The sequence below is a fragment of the Gammaproteobacteria bacterium genome (assembly GCA_021647245.1).
Lineage (GTDB): Bacteria > Pseudomonadota > Gammaproteobacteria > RBG-16-57-12 > RBG-16-57-12 > JAFLJP01.
The window spans coordinates 22,224-47,312 of the sequence record JAKIVC010000020.1 but is presented as its reverse complement, the minus strand read 5'-3'; the positions used below and the strand labels follow the sequence as shown (position 1 = coordinate 47,312).

The following is a 25,089-nucleotide window of genomic DNA, read 5'->3' as shown; positions in this document are numbered from 1 at the left end:
TTTATATATGTAGCAGCAAGCTGTCGTTCGGGATACCTAGGAGGCTGTCGGACTTAGGGTGAATCTACTGCGGAAAAGCCATTCAGGCCCATTTCTCCGATCATTTTCGTTGAATATGCTCAATATTCGCCTCAAACGATCAAAAAAATGGACTCAAAATGGCTTTCCCTCGCTACGATCACCTAAGCCCGACAGCCTCCTAGCTTGACGTTTCGCCATCTAAAGGTGGCTCCTACAATTATCCAATAGCCTGCAATGGATTGTAATCTGGAGATAAAAGTGAAAGGAGGCTCATACCAACGAGGAAAAACAGCTGAGCAGACCGCTCTGCACTATCTGCAACGGCAGGGACTTCGGCTGATTCAACAAAACTTCCATGGCCGTCAGGGTGAGATTGACATCATCATGCAGCAGGATAACCATCTCATTTTCGTTGAAGTTCGCCAACGCAGCCGCCGCCACTATGGCTCTGCACTGGAGAGCATCACTCCAAAAAAACAGCAACGCATCATTCAGACCGCGCTCTACTACCTGCAGCGGCACCCACAACAACAAAACTACCCCTGTCGATTCGATGTCGTCGCCATTGAACCACTCCTCGGCAAAGAAAAAATCCAATGGATTAAGAACGCTTTTCAGGCATAATGACCCACAACAAACCCATAGACTCGCCAGGGAGCCTTCTCATGCGTCAACTGCTGATTGCCAGCATCATCGTTGCCAGCTTCATATCACTTCAGGGGTGTGCCCCTGCGGCTGTGGTGGGAGTGGCCGCTACCAGCTTCATTATTGTTGAAGACCGGCGAACCACCGAGGCTTTCCTACAAGACCAAACCATCAAGTTTCGCTCCAATGACGCTATCTACTCCAGCAAAGAGATCGGCACACAGGTGCATGTCAATGTTATCTCCTACAACCAGCAAGTACTCCTCACGGGGGAAGCGCCCACTGGCCCGATACGAGACCAGGTTGAGGCGATTGTCAGTAACATTGCGGGGGTGAAAAAGGTCTACAATGAAATAAAAATCCAACCAAATTCACGTTTTGAGAGTCGCAATAACGATGCGATGATCACCGCCAAGGTGAAGGGGCGAATTCTCCGCAACAGTGCCGTTGATCCATCCAAAATCAAAGTAGTCACCGAGCACGCCAATGTCTACCTGCTGGGTTTGGTCACAGAGGAGGAAGCCACCGCCTCCGTAGAGATCGCTCAACAGGTCGATGGTGTTGAACGGGTCATCCGAGTGTTTGAGATCATCGAGGATGAAGAGGTTGAGGAAGAGCGCGAAATCAGCCCAGAAGAGCTCAACCGAGACAGCGGTAATACGTTGATCGATCAAGCCTTAGACCGGATCAACAAGTCCGCTCAATAACATCAGGACACCCGCCTCAACACACCGTAACGGGTCGACCGTTGCGGTGTAAATATAGCAGCCCACCTCATGAACTACACCACGCTTACACCCACACTGGCCGCTGCACTGACCGCACTGGTCGATGCCGATACCTCTCTACAACATCCGGCTGACTGTTGGCCCTATGGTTATGACAACAGCCGCCGCCACAGCCTGCCCGAACTGGTGCTCTTCCCTCGTGAAACAGCAGAAGTGCAAGCCATTGTGGCATTTTGCCATCAGCACAAAATCCCCCTGACTGCCCGTGGCCGAGGAACCGGTACCACAGGGGCCACCGTACCCCTTTACGGTGGCGTAGTGTTATCCAGTGAGCAGATGACAAAAATTATAAAAGTTGACCCGGACAACCGCCTGATCATCGTGCAACCCGGAGTCACCAACCTTCAAGTTCAAGAAGCCGCCGCAGTGCACGGCTTTTTCTGGGGGCCAGATCCCACCAGTGCGGCCTTCTGCAGTGTTGGCGGCAACCTTGCCTACAACTCGGCAGGGCCACGCGCCGTCAAGTACGGCACCACCCGAGACAATGTGCTTGGCCTCACCGCAATCAGTGGCAAGGGCGAGCTCATCAAGTGTGGCACTGCCACCACCAAAGGGGTGGTGGGCTACGACTTCACCCGTCTGTTTATCGGCTCTGAAGGGACACTCGGCGTGATTACCGAGGCGATTCTCAAGCTCACGTCCCTACCTGAAACCAAGCGCACAATGCAGGTGATCTATAACGATATGGCCGCCGCCGCTGCCGCCGTATCACGAATAATGGCCCAACCCACAACACCCTGCGCATTGGAGTTTATCGATCATAAAGCCATTGAAATGGTGCGTGAATACTCAGCCGCCGAACTACCAAAAAATGCCGGGGCACTGCTCATGATCGAAGTGGATGGCCCACAGCAGGGGATTCATTCAGCGGTTAAAGCCATAGAAAAAGCAGCAGCAGGGAATGGGCTGGTAAAATTCACCCTCGCCGAAACAGCTGAACAGGTAGCCGCTCTTTGGGCCACCCGCAAAGCACTCTCCCCCTCACTAAGAAGAGTCGCACCGAAAAAAATAAATGAAGATGTGGTGGTACCCGTTTCACATATGGCGGAGCTCATTGATGGCCTGCAACAGCTGGCGGAAAAACATCACATCACCATCGTTAACTTCGGTCACGCGGGCAATGGTAATATTCACGTCAATCTACTGGTCAACCCCGATGACCCGGAAGAGATGAGTCGCGCCGCGACATGTCTGGATCAGATATTCTCACTGGTATTAAAGCTCGATGGCACCCTCTCTGGCGAACACGGTGTTGGCATGGAGAAACAGGCTTTTGTCGGGCGTGAAATCAATGATGCCACACTCACACTGATGAGAGGGGTCAAACGACTTTTCGATCCCCGTAATATTCTCAACCCGGACAAAATGTTTCCACTGGACAAGTAGCCGCCAAATCCTAGGGAACCGCTAAACAGCTCGTGAGAGCTTTTCGTACTCAACCGGCCCTATAGTAAGGCGCTTAAAATTGAGTAGTGCTCCCTGTTTTAAACCAGCTTTTCGGCCAGCTTAAGTGCCCGGCTCTTTACCCCCTCGGGTAAGGTCTGGTGATACTCTTTTGCAGTACCACCGATAAACAGCGCACCCACCGTGTCGGCACCGATAACCTTGGCACTCATTTTAAGTTGCTTATGGGTTCCATACACTATTCGCCCAATCACTCCTGGGGCTGCGGATGAAGAGACTAAGAGTGATTTTTTCTTGGCAGTGTGCGCTTTTCTAAACTGAGGTGCATCTGCGCCCCATGGCCAATAAGCATACACAATCAGCCGCTCCATAAAGCGTTTATAGAGAGCGGTTACCGAGCCAAAATTGGTCGGTGAGGCCAGGATGTAGCCATCTGCTTGCTCTATTTTATTAACCAACGCCTGCATGCCGTCGTGCTGTACGCAGTGACCGGGGCGACTCCCCTCCTCTTGTGTGCACTCTCGACAGTTCAGGCAAAATTCAATCGGATATTCACGCAGCAGAATATGCTCAACCTCGGCACCTGTCGATTCAATAGCCTGAACCATTAGCTCCACTGTTTGGTCTGTCATACCACCTTCTCGATATGAACCATTAATTGCCAGTATCTTATTCATTGCGATCCTCCTCTGGAAATTATAGACCGGCGTTTTCATAAAAAAATACGTAAAGGTCTCAATCGAAAATCTGCCGAATGGGTATACTGTGCCCATGCCCAAAAAACCGCCCCCCCGCAAAAAGAGCAAACCGACCACCCAGCGCCGATGGCTAACAGGGTTGTTGCTGGTGCTGTTTATCTCTTCTCTCGGTTTGATTGGCTACACCGCCTACCTTGATCAGGTGGTACAGAAAAAGTTTGAGGGCAAACGCTGGTCGGTACCTTCACGGGTTTACGCCCGCGCACTGGAGCTATACCGCCAACAGCCGCTCACCCCGGAGAACCTACGGACCGAGCTTGACCTGGCCGGTTATCAGTCAACCGCCAATGGGCTGAAACCCAATACCTACCGCCAGAGCGCTGGGCATTTTATTATCAGCAGCCGCGCGTTCCGACATTGGGATGGTGAAGAGCCTGCCCACTCAATCAGTGTGCAAATTAAAGGGGGAGTGGTTCAGCAGCTGAGTGATTTAGATAGCAAACAGCCGTTAAGCCTGGTCAGGCTCAGGCCGGTCGAGATTGGCATTATTCGCCCCGCCCATCAACAGGATCGTATTCTGGTTCAACTTGAACAACTGCCCCCCCTGCTACCCATTGCTCTTCAAGCGATAGAGGACCGAAAGTTTGCCCGCCACCCAGGTGTTGATCTGCAGGGAATTATTCGAGCGGCCTGGGCTAATTTGCGTGCCGGGCGAGTTGTTCAGGGTGGCAGCACCTTGACCCAGCAGCTGGTTAAAAACTTTTTCCTCAACAGCGAAAGAACCCTCAGTCGAAAAATAAATGAAGCGATTATGGCGCTGCTGTTGGAGTGGCGATTTGAAAAGCCGCAGATTCTTGAGGCTTATATGAATGAAATTTACCTTGGCCAAGATGGCAATCGCGCCATTCATGGCTTCGGCTTAGCCGCACAGTTTTACTTTAACAAACCCGCGCAAAACCTCACCTTGGCAGAGTCTGCTTTGCTGGTAGCCATTGTACGCGGGCCAGCCTATTACGACCCTCGCCGTCACCCCCAGCGCGCAGTCGAGCGCCGCAACCAAGTGATCGAGATACTGCATCGTGATGGCGTTATCAGCTCCACCGAAGCCGCCGCTGCCTTAGCCTCCCCCCTCGCAGTCACACCCAAACCTAATCGGGGTGAGGGTCGTTACCCTGCCTTTATGGGGCTGGTAAAGCAACAGTTGGCTCACGACTATCGTGACCAAGACCTACGCAGCGAAGGACTGCGAATCTTCACCACGCTGGACCCCATCATTCAACAGGCAACCGAACAGGCACTCATCAAACAGCTTAAGCGGCTACAGCCCGAACGTGTCAAGCTACAAGCTGCCGCTGTCGTCAGTCGGCTGGGCAGTGCCGAGGTGAGTGCCATGGTGGGTGCCGCCGAGCCACAATACTGGGGCTTTAACCGTGCACTGGAGATGCGTCGTCCAGTAGGATCTCTGCTTAAACCTGCCATCTACCTGACGGCTCTTTCCCAGCCACAACGCTACACCCTGGCAACCCTGATTAAAGATGAGGCGATTAATCTGCCCCAATCGGATGGCACCGTCTGGTCACCCGCCAATTATGATCACACCAGCCACGGCGCAGTACCCTTAATAACCGCGTTATCAAAATCCTACAACCAGGCAGCCGTTAAACTGGGTTTGGAGTTGGGGTTGCGCTCTGTGGCTGACACCCTGCAACAACTGGGTATTGATGCCACGATCCCCCCCTACCCGTCCGTCATGCTGGGTACATTGGAGCTTTCGCCACTGGCGGTGGCTCAAATGTATCAAACCCTGGCAGACCGGGGTTATTACACCCCGCTGCGTGCCGTCCGTGATGTTTTAGATGCCAGAGATCAGCCACTGCAACGCTATGGGTTAAACACCGAGAAAAGGTTCTCCTCCGCAGCCGTTTATCTGCTCAATGAAGCGCTGCGGTTAGCCCTGCGAGAGGGCACCGGTAAGCAAGTAGGCGCACAACTGCCACCGTCGCTATCGCTGGCGGGTAAGACCGGTACCACCAACCAGCTACGTGACAGCTGGTTTGCCGGGTTTGGCAGTGAGTACCTCAGTGTTGTATGGTTAGGCAATGATGATAATCAGGTGATTGGCCTGAGCGGTGCGAGTGGTGCCTTGCCCATTTGGGCCGCCATAATGAGGGAGATTGAGGGTAACTTGGAGCCCTTGCCTGCCCCACCCAACATCACTCACCGCTGGGTTGATGCCGAGAGCGGTTTATTGGCAGATGCGGGTTGTGAAGCGCGTCTTGAATTGGCCTTTATCAGAGGCACCGAACCGCAAGCTGACGCCCCCTGCAACACACGCCGGGAGTGGGGAGTGCTGGAGCGGCTAAAAAAGTGGTTTGAATAATGAAATATCGTATCTGTATATTATTGACCCTGAGCCTCGCAGGCTGTAGCACACTGCCAACACCGCCTGAACAGCAACCGCAGAGTATAAGTGCAGCGGATACGCTTTTGGCACAGGCCAACAGCAAAGCGGCCAGTGGCGAGACCGCACAAGCCATTGCCATACTGGAGCGGGCTGTGCGCTTGCAGCCACGCAATGCTCACGCTTGGCTGCTGCTCGCCGAGCTCTATTTAACACGCCACGAGTATCGCAAGGCAGAGCAGTTTGCGGGTCGGGCAGCGCAGTTTGCGGCGGGTGACCAACGGTTGATCCAACGCAGCAAAGCACTCATCAAACAGGCTAATGAGAGACAACATGAGCAGAGTTAGCTACCCATGACAGGCTGTTACCAAAAGCTCAATTCACCGTTAGGCTCCATCCATATTGCAACCGATGGAAAATTCCTAAGGGTATTGGCCATCGGTAATAACTGGGAGCGTTTAAAAACTACTCTGGGGAAGGTTGTGGAGGAGAGGCACCCGCTCCTGTCACAAACAGAGCAGCAGCTGAATGAGTACTTTTCACACCAAAGAAGCCACTTTGATCTGCCACTCTATTTTTCTGGCACAGCGTTCCAGAAGTTAGCATGGAATGCACTGCTCACCGTGCCCTATGGCGAGACAAGAAGCTATGCACAACAGGCGGTATTAATTGGCAACCCAAAAGCGGTGAGAGCTATCGGCAGAGCCAACGGCTTAAACCCGATCTCAATTATCGCGCCATGCCACAGGATTATCGGGAAATCGGGAAAGCTCACTGGCTACGCCAGTGGTCTGGGTGATAAAAGCTATCTAATCAACCTCGAACGCGGCTTCAAGGCATCACATCCCGTAACAGCATCACCACCGCAATAATCGCCAGCGGCATAATAATATTTAGCCGAATACCCACCTTCATCATCTCAGCCATTGTCACTCGTTCGGTGGCAAAAACAATCGCATTGGGCGGTGTCGCCACCGGCAACATAAAGGCACAGGACGCGGCCAGTGTGGCGACCAATAACACCATCGTCACATCCATGCCAGCCACCGTGGCCACCGCCGCCAACACTGGCAGCATCACTTGTGTCGTCGCGGTATTACTGGTCACTTCAGTGAGAAAGGTAATCACCAGCGCGATACCCAGCAACATCAAAGGCAGAGGAATAACCGCAAGAAAAGCTAACTGCTCACCAATCCACTGTGAAAGGCCCGAATTCATCATCCCCATCGCCAGTGCAAAACCGCCACCCAATAGAATCAGGATCTCCCACGGCAAGCGACCAATTGCTTTATGGTCAAGAATAGGCTTGCCTTCACGTATGGGAATCAGGAACAGCAACAGCGCGGAGAACATCGCCACCGTTGAGTCATCAACACCCGGGTATGGCAACAGCGAAGACCAGCCTGGAACAGAGAAACTATCCCCGGCAATACCCTTACGGGTCATCCATGCCAATGCGGTTAGACCCAACACCCAGGCGACAAATTTTTCATCCCGCCGCATGCGACCCAAGCCCACTAATTCATCGTGTACACCCTCCATCGCCTGTTTTGGCCAGGGTATATTTTTCACTCTGCGCCCTAATAACATCACGACAATAATAATACCAACCACCACCAGCGGGACACCCACCATCATCCACTGCATAAAACTGGGTACCTGCTCTGGGTTAACCAGTCGCATATTTTCCAGAAAAACAAAGTTGGGTACGGTGCCGACGGGTGTGCCCATACCACCAATATTGGCACTGTAAGCAATCGCCAACAATAAAGTAGAAGAGAGCAGTAGCATGGTTTTTTGGTCAAACAATTTATCAAGCCGACTCAACACTGCCACCACAATCGTCACCATCAGCATGGTGGTGGCGGTATTAGAGATCCACATTGACAAGAAAGCCGTGGTCAATGCAAATCCCAGTAGAATTTGCAGCGGGCTATGGTGTAGGCGGGATAAAATAAGCAGTGCAATACGTTGATGCAATCCGCAGCGCTCCATCGCTTGAGCAATCAAAAAGCCACCGATAAACAGAAACATGATCGAGCTCATGTAGCGCGGAGCCGTCTCCTTCGCGCTCGCAATGCCCGTGAGTGGAAAGATAATCAGCGGTAACAACGCCGTAACCGCCAACGGCACACACTCCGTCAACCACCAAATCGCCATCCAGATCACCACACCCAGCATAATGTCGGCATGCGAGTGTCCTGGAATATCCACCAATAGTGGCAAACCAATGCCAATCAGTGGCCCAATAAACCGTGCAAGGTGTTTTGCCGTTTCAGTCATCGATTATTTTTTCTTTTGGCATCCAGGACAAATACCATATAGATAGAGACTATGATGGGTAATTTCGAAGCCCATTTGTTTCGCAATGGCCTCCTGTCGTTGTTCAATTATTTCGTCAGAAAACTCACTCACCTCACCACACTTCACACAAAGAATGTGGTCGTGATGCTCGCCCTGGTTAAGCTCAAATACCGAGTGCCCTTCACCGAAATGGTGACGATTGAGTATATCCGCCTGCTCAAATTGAGTAAGCACTCGATAAACGGTCGCCAGACCCACATCTTCACCGCTCTCAAGTAACGCTTTGTAAACATCCTCTGCGCTAAAATGTTCGCCCTGATTATTTTCTAACATGGCGAGTATTTTCAGGCGCGGCAGGGTCACTTTTAAACCCATTTTTTTCAGATCAATTTTACTCATATCTCACCTCGAAATTGAGCAACGTGCTATTACCCAGTGCTTGGGGTATGATGCTCGCTCGATTATTTAACTCAGCCAACAACCGGTTATTTTACACAAGCAATGAAAAAACTTCTCATTATTATTTGCATTAGCCAGGCACTATTGGTGGGCTGTAGCCTGCACAAACTCGATGTTCAACAAGGTAATGTCATCACCCCTGAAGTGCTTGCACAGCTGCATGTGGGCATGAGTCAGGAGCGCGTTCGCTTTCTGCTCGGCTCACCGCCCATCACAGACCCTTTCCACGCTAATCGCTGGGACTATACCTACACTTATCGTGAAAAAGATAAGCAGACTGAAACCAGCCACTTGGTACTGCGTTTCGACACTGAGGGCAAACTAAACGCTATCGACAAAAGTGGTTATACGCCCCCCAAAGAGCGTAGCGGTAAAGCAGAGTAAATCACCCTGCCGGAGTGGTACCGCCCTTTTTCATCGCCTTGCCCTGTTCTGCACGTTTTTTCCGCACCGCTTTGGGGTCTGCAATCAGCGGACGATATATCTCCACCCGATCTTTCTCTCGCAAAACCGTATTTAATTTACACAGCTTGCCAAAGATACCAATACGGTTTTTAGTAAGATCAATCTCCGGAAATTGTGACAAAACCCCCGAAGAGTCAATTGCCTGCTGTGCGGTACTCCCCTCTTCCAGCGCCAGAGGAATCAGCGTCTGCTTATCTGCTAATGCATAGGCAACTTCAACATTTATCAGCTGTTTATTTTCCATAAACCTGCTTCGCTCTCTTCATAAAGGCATCCATCATACCACTGGCAATCTGCCCAAAGATGGGACCAAAGGTTGCGCCAATAATTTTACTGGAAAATTCAAACTGCAAGTCGAGTGTCACCTTGCAGGCATCATCCGCCAACACATCAAAACGCCAATACCCCTCCAGGTGCTTAAAGGGGCCTTCCAGCAGCCGCATTTCGATCATCTTGTTGCGCTGCAAGCGATTACAGGTGGCGAAGCTTTTGTTAAAACCCGCCTTGGAGATACTGATGCGTGCCCGCACCTCATCCTCATCACGGGAGATGACCGTGGTACCGCTGCACCACGGCAGAAACTGATCATAGTGTTCAATATCATCCACCAGCTGATACATTTGTGCGGCAGAGTATGAAACCAACGCATTACGACTGATTGAAGCCACTCAATTACCCCGCTAAATTGAATACGCCAAGGGCATTAAGAAAGACAATAATCACACAAGCCGGCGTGACAAAACGCACCAGGAAGAGCCAGAGTTGAAACCACAATGTAGAGCCGATTGCCAACTCATCTTTGGCGTGCTCCCGCTTCATCACCCAACCGGCAAAGAGTGCGATTAACAACCCACCCAGTGGCAACATGACGTTTGAGGTCAAGAAATCCACCGACTCAAAAAAGGTCATGCCATAAATCTTGTTGTCAGCCCAGTTATTGAATGAGAGCACCGTTCCGATACCCACCAGCCACGTTGCCAGACCACTCCAAACAGAAGCTCTTACACGGGTCATTCCCCGCTTTTCCACCAGCCAGGCCACCAGCGGCTCAATCAGGGAGATGGCAGAACTCCACGCAGCAAAAACCAGCAAAACAAAAAACAGCGTGCCAAAAAATGTGCCGCCAACCATCTGCCCAAAGGCAATTGGCAGCGTGTTGAAGATCAAACCAGGGCCAGAACCCGGCTCCAGGCCACTGGCAAAGACGATAGGAAAGATTGCCAGGCCCGCCAGCAGGGCAACCGCCGTATCCGCAAAGGCGATACCGATGGAGGTTTGCGCCACCGAGGTCTCTTTATCTAGATATGCGCCATAAACCATAATCGCACCCATGCCCAGGCTCAGCGTAAAAAAGGCGTGGCCCATGGCAATCAACACCCCCTGAGCAGTCAACGCATCAAAGTTTGGCGTAAACAGAAAATCAACCGCCTCACTAAAGGCACCGCTATTAATCGCATACCCCACCATAATGAGTAGCAGTATGAAGAGTGACGGCATTAAAAAGCGCACCGCTTTTTCCAAGCCATGGGAGACACCACGAGAGACCACCACCATGGTCGAAACTATAAAAATAGTATGCCATGCGAGCAGTTTTTCCGGATCAGAGATCAGGTCATTAAATAGATTGGCAATACCATCTGCGGTCTGGCCGACAAAAACGCCGCTGGCAGCACGAAACACATAGGCCGTGGCCCAGCCGGCAATCACGCTGTAATACGAAAGGATCAAAAAACCAGCAATCACCCCCATCCAACCCAGGTATTTCCATAGCTTGTGGCTACCGGCCTCCTTTGCCAAGAGCGCCATAGTATTAACCGGGCTTTGCCGGCCACGGCGACCCAGCATGACTTCTGCCATCATAATAGGAATACCGATTGCGGCAATACAGAGCAGGTAAACCAACACAAAGGCCCCACCACCATTTTCGCCTGTGATATAGGGAAACTTCCAGATATTACCCAGGCCCACCGCCGAACCGGTTGCTGCCAGCATAAACATCCAGCGCGAGGACCATTGCCCGTGGATTGATCGTTGAGACACTACTCTCTCCCGTTGTTTTTTTGGTTTGAGGAGGAAAAACACCCATTCTAGCATACTGCTACACGAGTAGATAAACAGCCACGAACCCCTTTTATGCAAAGATCTCGTGCTAGTGTAAACTAGACAAAATATAGGAGTGTTGTGATGTTCTCTGCAAACAAAATTGCGGGCTATCTAATGGCGGGTATCGCACTCCTCAGCTGTGGCAGTGGCCCAGACCTTAGCGTAAATGATGGCGGACTCACCCTCGACATTACAGATGCTGCAGTGGATGAGGTTAGCGCTGTCTGGGTCGAGTTTAGCGGCATCGAGTTCGAGCCTCTTTCAGCATCAGCAAATCGATTTAGTATCGACTTTGATACACCCAAAAAAATCAACTTGCTCGCTCTACAGGGGAGTCAGTTTGAACGACTGTTAAACAACAAGGCGATCGAAGCGGGCACCTATCGTTGGATGCGCCTTAAGGTCAATGCACTTGAAAACACCCAGGACTCCTATGTTGAGGCAAATGGTGGCCGCTACTCACTCTATATGCCCAACGGCAGTGAGCGCGGCCTTCGGCTCAGCCAAAGCTTTGTTATCTCTGCCAGTAGCGATACCTATATCACCATCGACTTTGACCTGAGAAAGTCCATCACCGCACCTCAGTCACCCGATGTAAACTACACCTTAAAACCCACACTTCGACAGGTAATGACCCACAGCAGTAGCCATATACAAGGCACCGTGAATGGTACCACCATCAGTGCAAACTGCACCGGAACAAGCCACGCGGTATACGCCTATACCGGGCAAAATACCACCCCGGACGATGTGGATAACATCGGGGTAGAACCCATTACAAGCTCGCTACTCACCGACTCCACTTACCAATACAGCCTCGGATTTCTCCCAGAAGGTGACTACACCATCAGCTTTGTCTGCAATGCAGCCGATGATCTTCCGGCAAGCAGCGAACCCCTCACCTACATTGGCACCACCAATGTCACCGTGGCCGCCAAACAAACCACTACCCACGATTTTTAGCCCTCCTAAGGTTTTTCAAGACAATGGGCACTTTTTCTGATTACGCAGCTCTTTTTTCCTCTATCTCAACTTGTTCACTGATCACCATGGAGAGCGACGCGCTTGATGCTAAGTTTTTGAGGAGACTCTACATAGCCGATTGAGAACGTGCTAAAGCGTTATCCAGAGGCGTTGAGCACCCGGTAGAGATAACGCCCAAGATAGATGAGCGCTGCCCCGCCCCTCTAGCCATGGGCCTGAAAATCCTGCTTGAATGTCATTTCGATTGATGATGTCATAGCCGTGTAACCTCATGCTTGTGACGAACATCCTTCGAATGAAGAGGGAGGTTACACCTGAGAGTAATTTCACCACACAGTGGGACAATGGGCTTGCTCTTTCTTGCCGCATAGCGGCTTCGTTCAACAACAGGGTTTAAGCGGCAATGCAAAGGTTTGAGCGACTCAACCACTGGCTAAAAAAGAGCCTTAACGAAAGTAAACTGATACTGGAGCCTGTTTCTGGTGATGCCAGCTTCAGGCGATATTTTCGTATTACCGCCTCTGGTCAAAGTTATATTGTGATGGATGCTCCACCCAGCCATGAAGAGATCACCCCATTTATCAGAATAACCCGGCTATTTGAGCAGGCGGGCCTCAATGTTCCCCAGCTCTATGCAGAAGATATCGAAAATGGTTTTTTATTGCTGGGTGACCTGGGAAGAGAAGATTATCTCTCTGCGCTAAATGATCAGAGTGCAAACAGGCTATACGACGATGCTATTTCCACTCTGTTGACGCTTCAGAGTGCTTGCCGCAAGGATAAAACCTTGCCTGATTATGGTGAGCAGATGCTGCAGAGCGAGATGATGCTTTTCAGTGAGTGGTTTCTTGGCCAACACCTAAAAGTGGAACTAAGCTGCTCTGAACATGACGTATTGCAGCAGAGTTTTTCAACCTTGATCTCCAGTGCCCTGGCCCAGCCAAAAGTGTGCGTGCATCGTGATTATCACTCACGCAACCTGATGGTATGTGCCACTCATAACCCCGGGGTGATCGATTATCAGGATGCCGTTATGGGGCCGATCAGCTACGACCTCGTTTCACTCTTAAGAGATTGCTATATTGGTTGGCCAGATACTCAAATATATAGCTGGGTGCATCAATATTACCAGCGTGCCTTTGCCGCCGGTTTGCTTACCTGTGATGAGCCACAGTTTGTTAAATGGTTTGATCTGATGGGAATGCAACGACACCTTAAAGCGATTGGCATTTTTGCTCGATTAAACTATCGAGATGGCAAGCCGAACTACCTAGATGATATCCCACGAACCTTTAACTATCTGCTTAAAATGACTGAAAAATACCCTCAGTTTTCTGAGATGGCCAGTGTGCTTAAATTACGATCACCCAACAACCGCTTGACAGAAAAGGCTGGTTGATGCGGGCTATGATACTGGCAGCTGGACGTGGTGAACGGATGCGCCCGTTAACCGATAGCACACCCAAGCCGCTATTAAAGGTTCAAAAAAAGCCACTGCTAATTCACCATTTGATTGCCTTAAAGGAGGCGGGTGTAAGCCAAGTAGTGATTAATCATGCCTGGCTTGGCGAGCAAATTGAAGCGTTAATTGGCGATGGAGCGAAGTATGGCCTACAGGTGAGGTATTCAGCAGAACCGGCGGGGGGTCTGGAGACGGCGGGCGGTATTTTTCACGCCTTACCACTGTTGGGTAGTGAGCCATTTATAGTGGTTAATGGTGATATTTGGTGTGACTACCCTTTCAAAAAACTGCCGTCGCAGCTTGAAGGTGTTGCTCATTTAGTAATGGTAGATAACCCGGCTCAACACTCTAAGGGCGATTTTTCACTGAATAAACGACAACTCTCTCTCTCACCTCATCATGCATTAACCTACTCCGGGATTGCGGTGTTTCACCCCGATTTTTTTGCAAAATGTCAGGCTGGCCGTTACCCTCTTGCTCCTTTGCTGAAAGAGCAAATAGTGAAAAAAAGAGTGAGTGGAGAGTATTACCCAGGCACCTGGTGTGATGTGGGCACCCCAGAGCGTCTTCATCAGTTGAATTTACAACTGATTAAATGATTTATTCCGCTGATCTAATTTTATAGCAGCCAAGTTTCACGCTATATTTTAAATGGATGGACCGTATGATTCGGGTAATGATTGTTGATGATCATGGATTGGTTAGGGCAGGGCTGGCACGAGTGCTGGATGATGCACCTGATATTGAAGTAGTTGCCGAGGCAAACTGTGGCGAAGTTGCGCTGAGTTCTGCCGCGCAGTCACACCCGGACGTGGTTTTGATGGACATCAACATGCCGGGCATTGGTGGCATGGAAGCGACCACGAAGTTACTCCAGTTGCAACCAAACCTGAAGATCATTATTGTGACGGTGCATGCGGATGGCCCCTTTCCCAACAAGCTGCTACAAGCGGGCGCGGTGGGTTACCTAACCAAAGGGTGTGCCTGTGAAGAGATGATTCAGGCGATTCGCACCGTTTTTGAAGGGCGGCCCTACGTCGCTCGCTGCGTGGCGCAAAACATCGCAATGTCACATAAACAACAAGCTGACATCTCACCCTTTGTGCTGTTATCACAACGTGAATTGCAGGTTGTGATGATGTTGACCCAAGGGCTGAGTGGACAGGATATTTCTGACCGCCTCAGCCTCAGCCCTAAAACAGTCAGTACCTATCGGTGTCGAGTCTATGAAAAGCTCAAGATAGGCAGTGATGTGGAGCTGATGCAGTTGGCAATGCAGCATAAGTTGCTGAAAGAGGAGTAGGTGTTCAAGCCGTAGAAAAAACCCAACCCACCCCAATAGCGCAAAATGGCATCAAAGCATAAAGATTGCGCTCATGCCATGCCAAAGCTCATCCCCGACAACCCACTCCGCAGCCGCGACGACCACCAACACTACTGACTCGACCACCTGTTCAGCGGGTACAGCTCATGGGGGCGTGGTTGATCGTGAGGGGTGTGTTCATTTACCGAACGGTGCGTCGGCTCTCTTTTCAGCTGCAGTGGATATGGCGACACTCGCCGTTGTGCTGAATGTAACAACTGACCTCAGGTGATGCGACCTTCGAGGGCGTGAGATGTGGCCTGCAAGCATTTACCATTTAATGTAAACTACATTAATCGAAACAGTGATCAAATAGTTGGAAAGGGGGGCGTTATGGTGTACCTGAAGAAGAGTGGGTTGGCTTTTCTGTTTATATTGCTCACAGGCTGCTCTGGAATGACACCTGATCAGGTGGTGAGCGAGATCTATGGTGATTCCGGTGAGGATGGCCAACTTTATAAGAAGTTGTCTGAATTACAGTTTAAATTAGAAATGTTGACACAACAGGCGCACTGTAGCTCTGATTTTGAGTGTCAAACAATTGGTGTTGGCACCAAATCTTGCGGAGGATTTCGTTACTATTTCGCCTACTCGGTCACCTCTTCAGATGTGACCCAAATCACCAGCGTGGCACGGGAGTATGATGTGACAGATAATAAGCTTGATCATCGACTTGAGCGAGCGGATAGATGCACCATTGGTGTTAACCCTGGAGCCAGTTGCCGTAATTTGGTCTGTACCTTGAACTACTGATCCTCTGCTAACGGATACCCCAGCGCTCACGCAGCGCTTTGAATACTTTGTTGGGGTAGCGAAAGCTACCCAAGCTACCATTGTAGCGCGCCAGTGCGCGGCTCAGCTGCCCCTTCTCTCGGTCAAGGTAGTGCTTGAGAATGGTGCAGCCAAAGCGAAGGTTGGTGGGTATATCAAATAGATTATCATCCGGTCGTTCCAGTTCATCCAACCAGAATGGCATAATTTGCATCAAACCTCGGGCACCCGCAGATGAGATTGCCCAGCGATTAAAGTTACTCTCCACCTCAATGACCGCTAACACGAGCTCGGGCTGTAATCCGGCAAGCTTTGCCTCTTGATGAATCATCTTTAGTAGCTCAATGCGCTTTTCATGGTCAGGAATGCGCCGGGCAAGGCGGGATGACATATCGTGCAGCCACACTTCTGCATCGAATCGATCTTCAAAACTGTGAACATCAGAAACCGCTTTACTCAATAACTCCAGCAGTTCGGGTTCGGGGTAGCCTGTTTTGGCATGCAGCTGATTTGAAAATATCAGCAGTAATAATAGAACGCCTGCCATATTGATCATCTGACGCGCTCTGGGTAGCTTATAGTACGACATAAAATTCTCACACATCTGAGTTAGCCTAGCTGAAAAGCCTTTAGCCCTTAATCATTGCTTTACGTTTCTACCTGAGGATTAGGGTTTACTGCCGGCCATTCTACTGTTTAAAGGCGGCCATTTTACCAAAAACTATAAATGAGCCGCCATCGGTATAGAAAAATTTTCATTCGGGAGCTGCCATTAATCACTCTACCCAAGATTTAAAGTAATGATTCAAATCGCTTAACCCGGTCGCCCATCGATGCGTGCCTTTAGCAATATCGGGGTGTAGAACCAGGTGAAAATGAGAAAACTTAAGCACCATGCAGCGGCTGCAAATCCGAGTGGCCAATGGTAACTGAGTGGTAGAAGTGGTGCGAATACGCGAAGCAGTGCAGCCAGGTTTATTAAAGCAAAAGCGTAAACCAGTGCTGGGTGGGGTAGTCGCATCTCTCGGCCAGTGTGACCCACCGCCACGCGGGCCATCATCCCCAGGGAAAGCACTCCTAGCGCACCTGCAAAATAGGCGTGCAGCGCCCAAGATAACGGCATGACACCGTGCATTGCGAGCGCGTGCAGTGCAAAGCCCATCACCAGCCACAAATAACCAAGCCACAACACCCAAATTAATGGCTCACGCCACAACTGGTGGGTATACCACCCCATTAGGCGAATAAGATGGACAGCGGCGGCAAACAGAGCAGCCAGGCTGATCAACGTAGGGTTAGAAGTGAGTTGTACGAAGATCAACAATGCCAGTGTGGCTGGGCTGAGAAATTCGATAATGCGCCAACTTCTCCGTTTAAAGCCCTGAGTGGCGCGCTCGATAAAAAAGGGCACTACTCGCCCCGCCATGATAACCAGAATCCACAACATCAATAGTGCGGCAAGGGTGTTGCTGCGTTGAATATCGGCCTCAACCACCCCCTGCATGCTGAGGTGAATGAACAGATTGGCACCGCCAATGAGCAACAATAAGAGCGGGAATATCTGGTTGTTATGCTGGCGGCTACGCCAGATGGGGATGGCGATCAGCAATGCGAGGAGCGGTGTAAATAGCACGTCGAGTGTGGCCGTGATGAGTATGGGCAGCTCAAAGAGTGGCGTGATGCGTGCGGCTAGCCACAAGAGAAACAGCATGGCCAGCGGCACACCACTTGGTGTGGGTTGATGGGTCCAGTTTTTAACCGCCGTAAGTAGAAAGCCCGCAATCACCGCCATCACATAGCCGAACAGCATTTCGTGGCGATGCCAGGCGATATTATCAGCGTAATAGGGTGAAATTAGCCACGCTTGCCCAAGCTGGCTGAGCCAGAAAGGGAAGATGATGAGTGCCCAGACGCCAGCCGCCCAAAAAAAGGGCCTAAAGCCGAGTGCAAAGGGGGTGTATCCGGTAATGGGATCGTGGGGACGTTCGATTTGCATAGCAGAAAAACAACCTCAGAGTGGCTCGATAGGTGTAGTGATTACTCTCTTCACTATAGCATTCAATCAATATGGTATGTTTTGATGCAGGTCAATTTTTAGGGGCCTCCTTATGCGAAACAAGGCGTTTAAAGGCGAGCTGGGCTTGCTCGGAGTGATCGGCATGAGGTTTTAAGCCTCCTAGCGTTCCGACACCCTTCAATGACCTTCCAAACACAATAGGCTACTCTATGGGTCGCGCTATTACTTTTTATGTGAGAATAGATGAAAAATGAAACACCCGCATCGAATAAAGCGAGGCAGATCCTCAAGCAGGTATTTGGTTATGACGACTTTCGCTCGCAGCAAAGCCAGATTGTAGATCAGCTCTGCAATGGCCAGGATGCGCTGGTGCTGATGCCCACCGGTGGCGGCAAGTCACTCTGCTACCAAATACCTTCACTAGTCAGGGACGGTGTGGGCATTATCGTTTCACCACTGATTGCACTGATGCAGGATCAGGTCGACACGCTGCAACAACTCGGTATCCGTGCCGCCTATCTCAACTCATCACTGACTGCGCAACAGGTACAGCAGGTCATCCAGCAGCTTCATCGGGGTGAGCTACAGATGCTCTATGTCGCCCCTGAGCGTTTAATGATGCCGCAGACATTGGCCCTGCTATCTCAAATCGAGGTGGCGCTGTTTGCCATTGATGAGGCTCACTGCGTCAGCCAGTGGGGGCACGATTTTCGTCCGGAGTATATTCAGCTCTCGGTGCTGCATGAGCGCTTTCCACAGATTCCGCGTATTGCACTCACCGCCACCGCCGATATGGCCACCCGGCAGGAGATTATCGAACGCCTCTCGTTGCAACACGCCACGCTTTTCAATAGCGGCTTTGACCGGCCCAATATTCGTTACAGTATTTCCGAAAACAGTGGTAATGCCCGTGATCAACTGTTGCGCTTCATGCAGAACGAACACCGGGGTGAAGCGGGCATCGTCTACTGTCTCTCGCGTAAGCGAGTTGATGAGCTCGCCAGCTGGCTTTGTCACAAAGACCTCAAGGCGCTCCCCTACCATGCGGGACTCGGCACAGAGCAGCGCCGCACCCATCAACAACGATTTTTGAGAGAGGATGGCATTGTTATGGTGGCCACCATCGCCTTCGGCATGGGAATCGACAAACCCGACGTGCGTTTTGTGGCCCACCTTAACCTACCTAAAAGCTTGGAAGCCTACTATCAGGAGACTGGCCGCGCCGGACGTGATGGCCAACCCGCCGATGCCTGGATGTTATATGGCTTACAAGATGTGATCGTGTTGCGCCAGATGCAGCAGCAGTCTGAAGCGAGTGAGCGCTATAAACGGGTTGAACAACACAAGTTAAGCGCCATGCTGGGCTTTTGTGAAATTACCAGTTGCCGTCGCCAAGCACTACTCAACTACTTTGGTGACCACCTAGATGCCCCGTGTGGCAATTGCGATACCTGCCTGGATCCACCCAAAACCTGGGATGCCACCACCGCCGCGCAAAAAGCGCTCTCCTGCGTACACCGCACCGGCCAGCGCTTCGGGGTTAATCACCTGGTTGATGTGTTAATGGGTAAAGAGGGTGAGCGCATTACTCGCTTTGGCCATCATAAGGTGAGTACCTATGCCATCGGTAAAGAGCTAAATACTCAGGAGTGGCGGCACCTTTTTCGTCAGCTGATTTCACGGGGTCTGCTGAGTATCGACATTGAGGGACATGGCGCGATTAAGCTGAATGAAGCCGCTCGCCCCATATTAAAGGGGGAGGCATTGCAGTTACGGAAATTGAAAAAAGCCGCCGGCCAGAGCCGCAAGCGTGATAAAAGCAGCGTCGAAGCATTTGCCACCCCAGCAGAAAATAGCTTATGGGAAAAGTTACGGGAGTACCGCAAAGAGCTGGCCGATCAACAAGGGGTGCCGCCCTTTGTTATTTTCCACGACAGCACATTGCGCGAGATGGTGATCTCGCGCCCAGCCAATCTATTGGCGATGGGACAAATAACCGGCGTAGGCGCTAAGAAGCTAGAGCGCTACGGTGCCGACTTTGTCGAAATTATCACCACAGCGCACCACTCAGACTGAGAATCGCTTACGCATAAAGGCATAATACATAACAGGAATCACCAATAGGGTGAGTACGGTACTCACCAGAATCCCAAAGATCAGCGAAATCGCCAAGCCATTGAAAATCGGGTCATCCAAAATAAACATCGCCCCCAGCATCGCCGCCAAACCGGTCAATATAATCGGCTTTGCGCGCACCGCGCCTGAGCGAATCACCGCCTCATCAAATGGCCGACCTGCGGCCAACTCCTGATTAATAAAGTCCACCAATAGAATGGAGTTCCGCACGATAATTCCGGCCAAGGCAATCATGCCGATCATTGATGTTGCCGTATACTGCGCGCCAAACAGCGCATGGCCGGGTAGCACGCCGATAATCGTCAGAGGGATCGGTGCCATAATAATCAACGGCACAATATACGAGCGAAACTGAGCAACCACCAGCAGGTAGATAAGAATCATGCCCACCGCATAGGCAAGCCCCATATCGCGAAATGTCTCAAAAGTGACCTGCCACTCACCATCCCACTTCACACTGTATTGATAGGGGTTATCCGGCTGTGAAAACAGCACTTGTTCGATGCTGTGCCCTGGTTCAAACAGTGTGTTTTTCAGCTGAAAGAAAACATCAAACATGCCGTATAACGGGCTATCCGTGCGACCTGCCGCATCGGCAGTCACAAAAACTACTGGCATTAAATCTTTATGATAGAGGGTCTGCTCACGCTCTTCGGTACGCACCGTTACCAGATCCGCCAGCGCCACCAATCGACCACTTTGGCTTCTGAGTTTAATCGCCAAGAGCGTATTTAGGTCCGCCTTGTCACCCTCAGAGACCTCAATCCGTACCGGCACCGAATACTTTGAAGAGTCGCGATGCAGATAACTCACATCGGCACCGCTTAGCACGGTTGAAATGGCCGCCACCACATCTTGCTGCGAGACGCCCAAAAGTGCGGCTCTGGAACGGTCAACCCGAATCACGTAGCGCTGTGAGGAAGTCTCTATGGAGTCATCCACATCGACAATTTCATCGGTATTTTCCATCACTTTGCGCAGCTGTTTAGCCACCTGAATCTGGCCGACATAATCGAGTCCGTAAACCTCGGCAACTAAAGGCGCTTGCACGGGAGGCCCTGGCGGCACCTCCACTATTTTTACATTTGCGCCAAAGCGCTGGCCAATCAGCTGTAGCGGTGCACGAACTGCTTGCGCTATTTCATGGCTACTGCGATCACGCTGTGATTTATCGACCAGGTTCACTTGCAGATCACCCCTATGCGAATCACTGCGCAGATAGTATTGACGTACTAAACCATTAAAATTAACCGGCGCTGCCGTGGCGGCGTATGCCTGATAATCACTCACCTCTGGCACGCTGGCGATATGAGCGCCTAACTCACGCAGTACGCGAGCCGTCACCTCCACGGGTGTTCCTTCAGGCATGTCGACCACCACCTGAAATTCAGATTTATTATCAAATGGCAACATTTTCAGCACCACCAGTTTAACCGCAACTAAAGAGACCGACAGCCCGATCAACAGCACCACCACACCCAACAGACTCCAACGTTTAGCTCGCCCCTTGTCGCCCATCAAAAACGGGCGCATGACACGATTAAAGAGAGGGTATAGGCCCGGCTCACCACTCTTTTGGTGCCCGGCAACAACGGGGTTTTCACCCAGCACTTTAAGTGTTAGCCAAGGCGTTACCACAAAAGCAACGGCCAGAGAGATTATCATACCCATACTGGCATTAATCGGAATTGGGCTCATATAGGGACCCATCAAGCCACTCACAAAGGCCATCGGCAGCAGTGCGGCAATCACTGTAAAAGTTGCCAAAATGGTCGGGCTGCCTACTTCGTCTACCGCTTGAGGAATTATTTCTGAAAGGGGCTTACCCTTGTTCAGTTGAATGTGACGATGAATATTTTCAACCACCACAATCGCATCATCGACCAAAATACCAATTGAAAAAATCAGTGCAAACAGCGAAACACGGTTGATGGTAAAGCCCCATGCCCATGAGGCAAACAGCGTCATTGCCAGCGTGACGACCACCGCACTACCGATAATAAAGGCTTCACGTCGACCAATCGCAATCCAGGTTAGAATCACCACCGAGAGCGTGGCAAAGAGCAGTTTTTTAATCAAACTGGTCGCCTTGTTATCGGCTGTTTCTCCATAGTTTCGGGTGACCGTCACCTCAACACCATCAGGAATCAAAATCCCTCGCAGCTGATCAATACGCTGAACCACCTGCTCTGCCACATCCACCGCATTGGTGCCCGGCTGTTTGGCAATGGCAATCGTCACCGCAGGAAATTCACCCCGCGCCGTCACACCTTTTTCGGCAATCGCCTGGCCGGTACCAAACCAGACATACTGCTCGGGCTGATCAGAGCCGATATGTACTTCGGCAACATCGGCCAGGTAGATTGGTTTGCCCTTTTCGACACCCACCACCAGCTGGCCAATCTCTTCGGCACTACTGAAAAAATCACCCACTCGCACCTGAATTTCGCGGTTATCACGAATCATCACCCCCGCTTCACTGGAGACGTTAGCCTGCTGTAGTGCCTGGCTTAGCTCATCAATCGCTATGTGGTAACCTGCCATTTTTTGTAGGTCGAGCAGGATGTGTACCACTTGATCGGGACTACCCAAGGTGTAAATATCCCGGGTACCTTTAACCCGTTTCAGCTCAATTTCGATAGCGTGAGCAACTTTGGAAAGCTCAGCAGCCCCGACTTGATCATCTTCACTCCACAGCGTGAGCGAGACAATGGGCACATCATCGATCCCCATCGGTTTAATAATGGGCTGTAGAACCCCAACATTGGGCGGAATCCAGTCACTATTGGAGTGTATGGCGTTATAGAGGCGAACAATCGCATCGGTACGCGGCTCGCCCACCTCAAAGCTGACGGTTAGCAATGCCATACCGGGCTTGGAGACCGAGTAGACATGCTCCACCCCCTCCAGCTCTGAAAGCACCTGCTCTGCGGGTGTACTGACTAACGCCTCCACCTGACGAGCTGACGCACCGGGAAATGGAATAAAAACATTGGCAAAAGTGACATCAATTTGCGGCTCCTCCTCTTTCGGAGTCACCATCACGGCAAACAGACCCAGCAGCAGCCCGACTAACGCCAGCAGTGGCGTGATTTCGGTCTGAAGAAAGCGCTTTGCAATACCACCGGAGAGACCCAGAGACGACTCACTCATCAATTACTCTCCCGCCCGCTGACGCTGTTTGAGCAAAATACCGGCACGCAGCGGCTCCAGTGAGACCTGCTCCCCCTCAGACAACCCGGCTAACACCTCGGTACGCCCATCCTCTAGGCTCCTACCCAAACGAATCTGCCGAAAAGAGAGCACATCACCACTCTTCACATAAACTGCACTTAACTCACTGCGCTGAACAATCGCCTTCGGTTCAATCGCCAATGCGCGAAACGAGCCTGCACTAAAGGCCACTTTCACCATTATGCCGGGGTAGACACCTTCCAGGCCACTCGGCAAACCCACTCGAACAGTAAAGCTATGGGTAACCGGATCGGCATAGGGGTAGACAACAACCGCCTCACTGATAAAGGCCCTCCCCTCGCCTACACCAAAAATAACCTTTGCCGTGCTGTTTTTTCTAACCCGTTCAATATAATGTTGCGGAACAGATACATTTACCCGCATATCATCAACCGCAAAACCGCTCATCAGTGGCTGACCGACACTTGCCATCTCACCGGGTTCAATGTGGCGTGCCACCACAATACCGCTAAAAGGCGCTTTAACAACAGTGTAGTCGAGCTGCTCTTTTGCTTGCTGATATTTGGCCTGCGCCCCTTTCAAGCGTTGCTCACCGGCATTAAGATCCGCAACCGCCTGATCAAACACCGCAACAGAGACCAGCTGTTTATCTCGCAAATCCGCAAGGCGCTGGTACTCCGCCTTGTTCTTGGTATATTGAGCTTTCGCCTCTTGCAGCGCCGCATCGGCCACACTCAATTGCGACTGCTGCTGCTTATCTCGCATCCGGATGATGACACTGCCCTGTGGTACAAAATCGTCCACATCAAAATTTACTTCGATAATACGACCCGATGTCTGCGCCGAGAGGGTCGCTTGCTGAACCGCCTCAATAACGCCGTCATATGTCATCTGCTGGGAATACTCCTTGTACTCCAGCAGCTGTAACGGCATCGAATCTTCAGCTTTCACCGGGGCCACGCCCAGCACAAAAAACAGTACTGCCATTGTCGTCAATTTACTCATCTTCACCTGCCTGCCTCTCGGGAACTTTTCCTCGCCACTTAAGTCTATATCAGTAAATGCTAATATACAATACTAAAAACAGGGATCCTGACAAAAACCCAAAGAGGCGCTACACTCTGCCTCGTAGAATCGCAAAAGGTCTCACCATGCTGCAAAAAGTACCACTACTACTCATCACCTTACTGCTCAGTGCTTGCAGCACCAGCACTGTCCATCTGAAGCTGGATGCCATTACCGCGCCAGATTACTCAACAGACAACCCAGCCTATCAGCTACTCAGCGGCGATCCGAACATCGACCCCGATGACCTCTACTTCAAGGAGTTTAGCCACTATGCTCAGCAAGCCCTCAAAGAGGCTGGGCTACACAGCACCCAGCAGAAGGCCTCTGCCCAGCAGAAAATATACTTCAGTTTTGGCATTAACCGAGGCACCACTAAGCGCCGCACCTACAGCACGCCCGTCTATGAATACACGGGGGGTGAAAGTATCTCCATTAAAGAGCACACAATCCGTGATGGCGCTGCCGCCACCACCACTACCGAGCTCTATGTCCCCTACCGCTATCAATTAGTCGGGAGAGAGCGACGCTCCAGCGAGACAACCACCTATAAAAGTTACCTCAGACTAGAGGGGCGCAGTAACGATGAACAAGCAAAACAGCTCTGGATGATTACTGTTGAGGCGGACAGTGCGAACAATGATTTACGGGTGTTAATCCCGCTGATGCTCAGCAAAGCACAACCGTTTATCGGAAAGAACAGCGGCAAGATAATAGAGATCAAAGCATCACAAAATGACCCTGCCATAGAGCAGTTCATTGGCAAAGCCAAACCGTAACAAGCCGTTTAAAGACCAAGGAGTGGTCA

General features: G+C 51.1%; 25 protein-coding genes. 15 read left to right on the top strand and 10 right to left on the bottom strand.

What is annotated here, in order from left to right:
* The first annotated feature begins 279 nt into the window (after window positions 1-279).
* From L3J94_07320 to L3J94_07310, 3 genes are all read left to right on the top strand, one after another.
* Window positions 280-645, top strand: coding sequence for a YraN family protein (locus L3J94_07320; protein MCF6218552.1), 366 nt, complete (start codon window positions 280-282; stop codon window positions 643-645).
* 41 nt (window positions 646-686) lie between these two features.
* Window positions 687-1,373, top strand: a complete 687-nt coding sequence (locus L3J94_07315; GenBank protein ID MCF6218551.1) for a BON domain-containing protein — start codon at window positions 687-689, stop codon at window positions 1,371-1,373.
* Between the two features lie 69 nt (window positions 1,374-1,442).
* Window positions 1,443-2,840, top strand: coding sequence for an FAD-binding protein (locus tag L3J94_07310; protein ID MCF6218550.1), 1,398 nt, complete (start codon window positions 1,443-1,445; stop codon window positions 2,838-2,840).
* Window positions 2,841-2,938: 98 nt separating this feature from the next.
* On the opposite strand, the gene L3J94_07305 is transcribed toward L3J94_07310, so the two are convergent.
* A complete protein-coding gene (locus L3J94_07305; protein ID MCF6218549.1) occupies window positions 2,939-3,535 on the bottom strand; it encodes a flavodoxin family protein in 597 nt (198 codons plus the stop codon).
* Window positions 3,536-3,629: 94 nt separating this feature from the next.
* On the opposite strand from L3J94_07305, the gene mrcB reads away from it, so the two are divergent.
* From mrcB to L3J94_07290, 3 genes are read left to right on the top strand one after another with little or no spacing between them, the layout of a single operon-like run.
* Window positions 3,630-5,936 carry a penicillin-binding protein 1B gene (gene mrcB / locus L3J94_07300; protein ID MCF6218548.1) on the top strand — a complete coding sequence of 769 codons (2,307 nt, stop codon included), beginning with the start codon at window positions 3,630-3,632 and terminating at the stop codon, window positions 5,934-5,936.
* Entirely contained in the window at window positions 5,936-6,304 is a 369-nt protein-coding gene (locus L3J94_07295) for a tetratricopeptide repeat protein (GenBank protein ID MCF6218547.1), read from the top strand. The genes mrcB and L3J94_07295 overlap by 1 nt, the downstream gene beginning before the upstream one ends.
* Before the next feature lie 6 nt (window positions 6,305-6,310).
* The gene (locus tag L3J94_07290) at window positions 6,311-6,829 is read left to right on the top strand and encodes a methylated-DNA--[protein]-cysteine S-methyltransferase (protein MCF6218546.1); all 519 of its coding nucleotides are present in this window, start codon (window positions 6,311-6,313) and stop codon (window positions 6,827-6,829) included.
* Here the strand turns inward: L3J94_07290 and L3J94_07285 are convergent.
* Window positions 6,789-8,240, bottom strand: a complete 1,452-nt coding sequence (locus L3J94_07285; protein ID MCF6218545.1) for an SLC13 family permease — start codon at window positions 8,238-8,240, stop codon at window positions 6,789-6,791. The genes L3J94_07290 and L3J94_07285 overlap by 41 nt on opposite strands.
* 3 nt (window positions 8,241-8,243) lie before the next feature.
* Window positions 8,244-8,660, bottom strand: a complete 417-nt coding sequence (fur, locus tag L3J94_07280) for a ferric iron uptake transcriptional regulator (protein ID MCF6218544.1) — start codon at window positions 8,658-8,660, stop codon at window positions 8,244-8,246.
* Between the two features lie 102 nt (window positions 8,661-8,762).
* Between fur and L3J94_07275 the strand changes: the two genes are divergently transcribed.
* Window positions 8,763-9,104, top strand: coding sequence for an outer membrane protein assembly factor BamE (locus L3J94_07275; GenBank protein ID MCF6218543.1), 342 nt, complete (start codon window positions 8,763-8,765; stop codon window positions 9,102-9,104).
* Window position 9,105: 1 nt separating this feature from the next.
* On the opposite strand, the gene L3J94_07270 is transcribed toward L3J94_07275, so the two are convergent.
* Genes L3J94_07270 through L3J94_07260 form a run of 3 tightly spaced genes read right to left on the bottom strand, consistent with a single transcriptional unit; the run spans window position 9,106 to window position 11,183 of the window.
* A complete protein-coding gene (locus L3J94_07270) occupies window positions 9,106-9,429 on the bottom strand; it encodes an RnfH family protein (GenBank protein ID MCF6218542.1) in 324 nt (107 codons plus the stop codon).
* Complete coding sequence (locus tag L3J94_07265) at window positions 9,419-9,853, bottom strand: type II toxin-antitoxin system RatA family toxin (GenBank protein ID MCF6218541.1); 435 nt, start codon at window positions 9,851-9,853, stop codon at window positions 9,419-9,421. The genes L3J94_07270 and L3J94_07265 overlap by 11 nt, the downstream gene beginning before the upstream one ends.
* A 4-nt stretch (window positions 9,854-9,857) precedes the next feature.
* Window positions 9,858-11,183 (bottom strand): sodium-dependent transporter, encoded by a 1,326-nt coding sequence (locus tag L3J94_07260; protein MCF6218540.1) that lies wholly within the window; start codon window positions 11,181-11,183, stop codon window positions 9,858-9,860.
* A gap of 186 nt (window positions 11,184-11,369) precedes the next feature.
* On the opposite strand from L3J94_07260, the gene L3J94_07255 reads away from it, so the two are divergent.
* The 6 genes from L3J94_07255 (at window position 11,370) to L3J94_07230 (ending at window position 15,850) form a co-directional block, all read left to right on the top strand.
* Window positions 11,370-12,251 carry a DUF4382 domain-containing protein gene (locus tag L3J94_07255; protein ID MCF6218539.1) on the top strand — a complete coding sequence of 294 codons (882 nt, stop codon included), beginning with the start codon at window positions 11,370-11,372 and terminating at the stop codon, window positions 12,249-12,251.
* Window positions 12,252-12,675: 424 nt separating this feature from the next.
* On the top strand, window positions 12,676-13,671 hold the full coding sequence (locus L3J94_07250; protein ID MCF6218538.1) for a phosphotransferase: 996 nt from the start codon (window positions 12,676-12,678) through the stop codon (window positions 13,669-13,671).
* Window positions 13,671-14,333: a nucleotidyltransferase family protein gene (locus L3J94_07245; GenBank protein MCF6218537.1), complete on the top strand. Its 663-nt coding sequence runs from the start codon at window positions 13,671-13,673 to the stop codon at window positions 14,331-14,333. Before L3J94_07250 ends, L3J94_07245 begins: the two co-directional genes overlap by 1 nt.
* 65 nt (window positions 14,334-14,398) lie before the next feature.
* A complete protein-coding gene (locus L3J94_07240) occupies window positions 14,399-15,037 on the top strand; it encodes a response regulator (GenBank protein ID MCF6218536.1) in 639 nt (212 codons plus the stop codon).
* A gap of 73 nt (window positions 15,038-15,110) precedes the next feature.
* On the top strand, window positions 15,111-15,329 hold the full coding sequence (locus L3J94_07235) for a hypothetical protein (GenBank protein MCF6218535.1): 219 nt from the start codon (window positions 15,111-15,113) through the stop codon (window positions 15,327-15,329).
* A gap of 101 nt (window positions 15,330-15,430) precedes the next feature.
* The gene (locus L3J94_07230) at window positions 15,431-15,850 is read left to right on the top strand and encodes a hypothetical protein (GenBank protein ID MCF6218534.1); all 420 of its coding nucleotides are present in this window, start codon (window positions 15,431-15,433) and stop codon (window positions 15,848-15,850) included.
* A gap of 7 nt (window positions 15,851-15,857) precedes the next feature.
* On the opposite strand, the gene L3J94_07225 is transcribed toward L3J94_07230, so the two are convergent.
* Both L3J94_07225 and L3J94_07220 read right to left on the bottom strand, forming a co-directional pair.
* On the bottom strand, window positions 15,858-16,457 hold the full coding sequence (locus tag L3J94_07225; protein ID MCF6218533.1) for a lytic transglycosylase domain-containing protein: 600 nt from the start codon (window positions 16,455-16,457) through the stop codon (window positions 15,858-15,860).
* Window positions 16,458-16,682: 225 nt separating this feature from the next.
* A complete protein-coding gene (locus L3J94_07220; GenBank protein MCF6218532.1) occupies window positions 16,683-17,864 on the bottom strand; it encodes an NnrS family protein in 1,182 nt (393 codons plus the stop codon).
* Window positions 17,865-18,128: 264 nt separating this feature from the next.
* Here L3J94_07220 and recQ point away from each other — a divergent pair, with 264 nt between their 5' ends.
* Window positions 18,129-19,961: a DNA helicase RecQ gene (gene recQ, locus L3J94_07215; protein MCF6218531.1), complete on the top strand. Its 1,833-nt coding sequence runs from the start codon at window positions 18,129-18,131 to the stop codon at window positions 19,959-19,961.
* Here the strand turns inward: recQ and L3J94_07210 are convergent.
* Both L3J94_07210 and L3J94_07205 read right to left on the bottom strand, forming a co-directional pair.
* Entirely contained in the window at window positions 19,953-23,174 is a 3,222-nt protein-coding gene (locus L3J94_07210; GenBank protein MCF6218530.1) for an efflux RND transporter permease subunit, read from the bottom strand. The genes recQ and L3J94_07210 overlap by 9 nt on opposite strands.
* A gap of 3 nt (window positions 23,175-23,177) precedes the next feature.
* Window positions 23,178-24,221, bottom strand: a complete 1,044-nt coding sequence (locus tag L3J94_07205; GenBank protein ID MCF6218529.1) for an efflux RND transporter periplasmic adaptor subunit — start codon at window positions 24,219-24,221, stop codon at window positions 23,178-23,180.
* Window positions 24,222-24,367: 146 nt separating this feature from the next.
* Between L3J94_07205 and L3J94_07200 the strand changes: the two genes are divergently transcribed.
* Window positions 24,368-25,060, top strand: a complete 693-nt coding sequence (locus tag L3J94_07200; protein MCF6218528.1) for a hypothetical protein — start codon at window positions 24,368-24,370, stop codon at window positions 25,058-25,060.
* The last annotated feature ends 29 nt before the right edge of the window (window positions 25,061-25,089 follow it).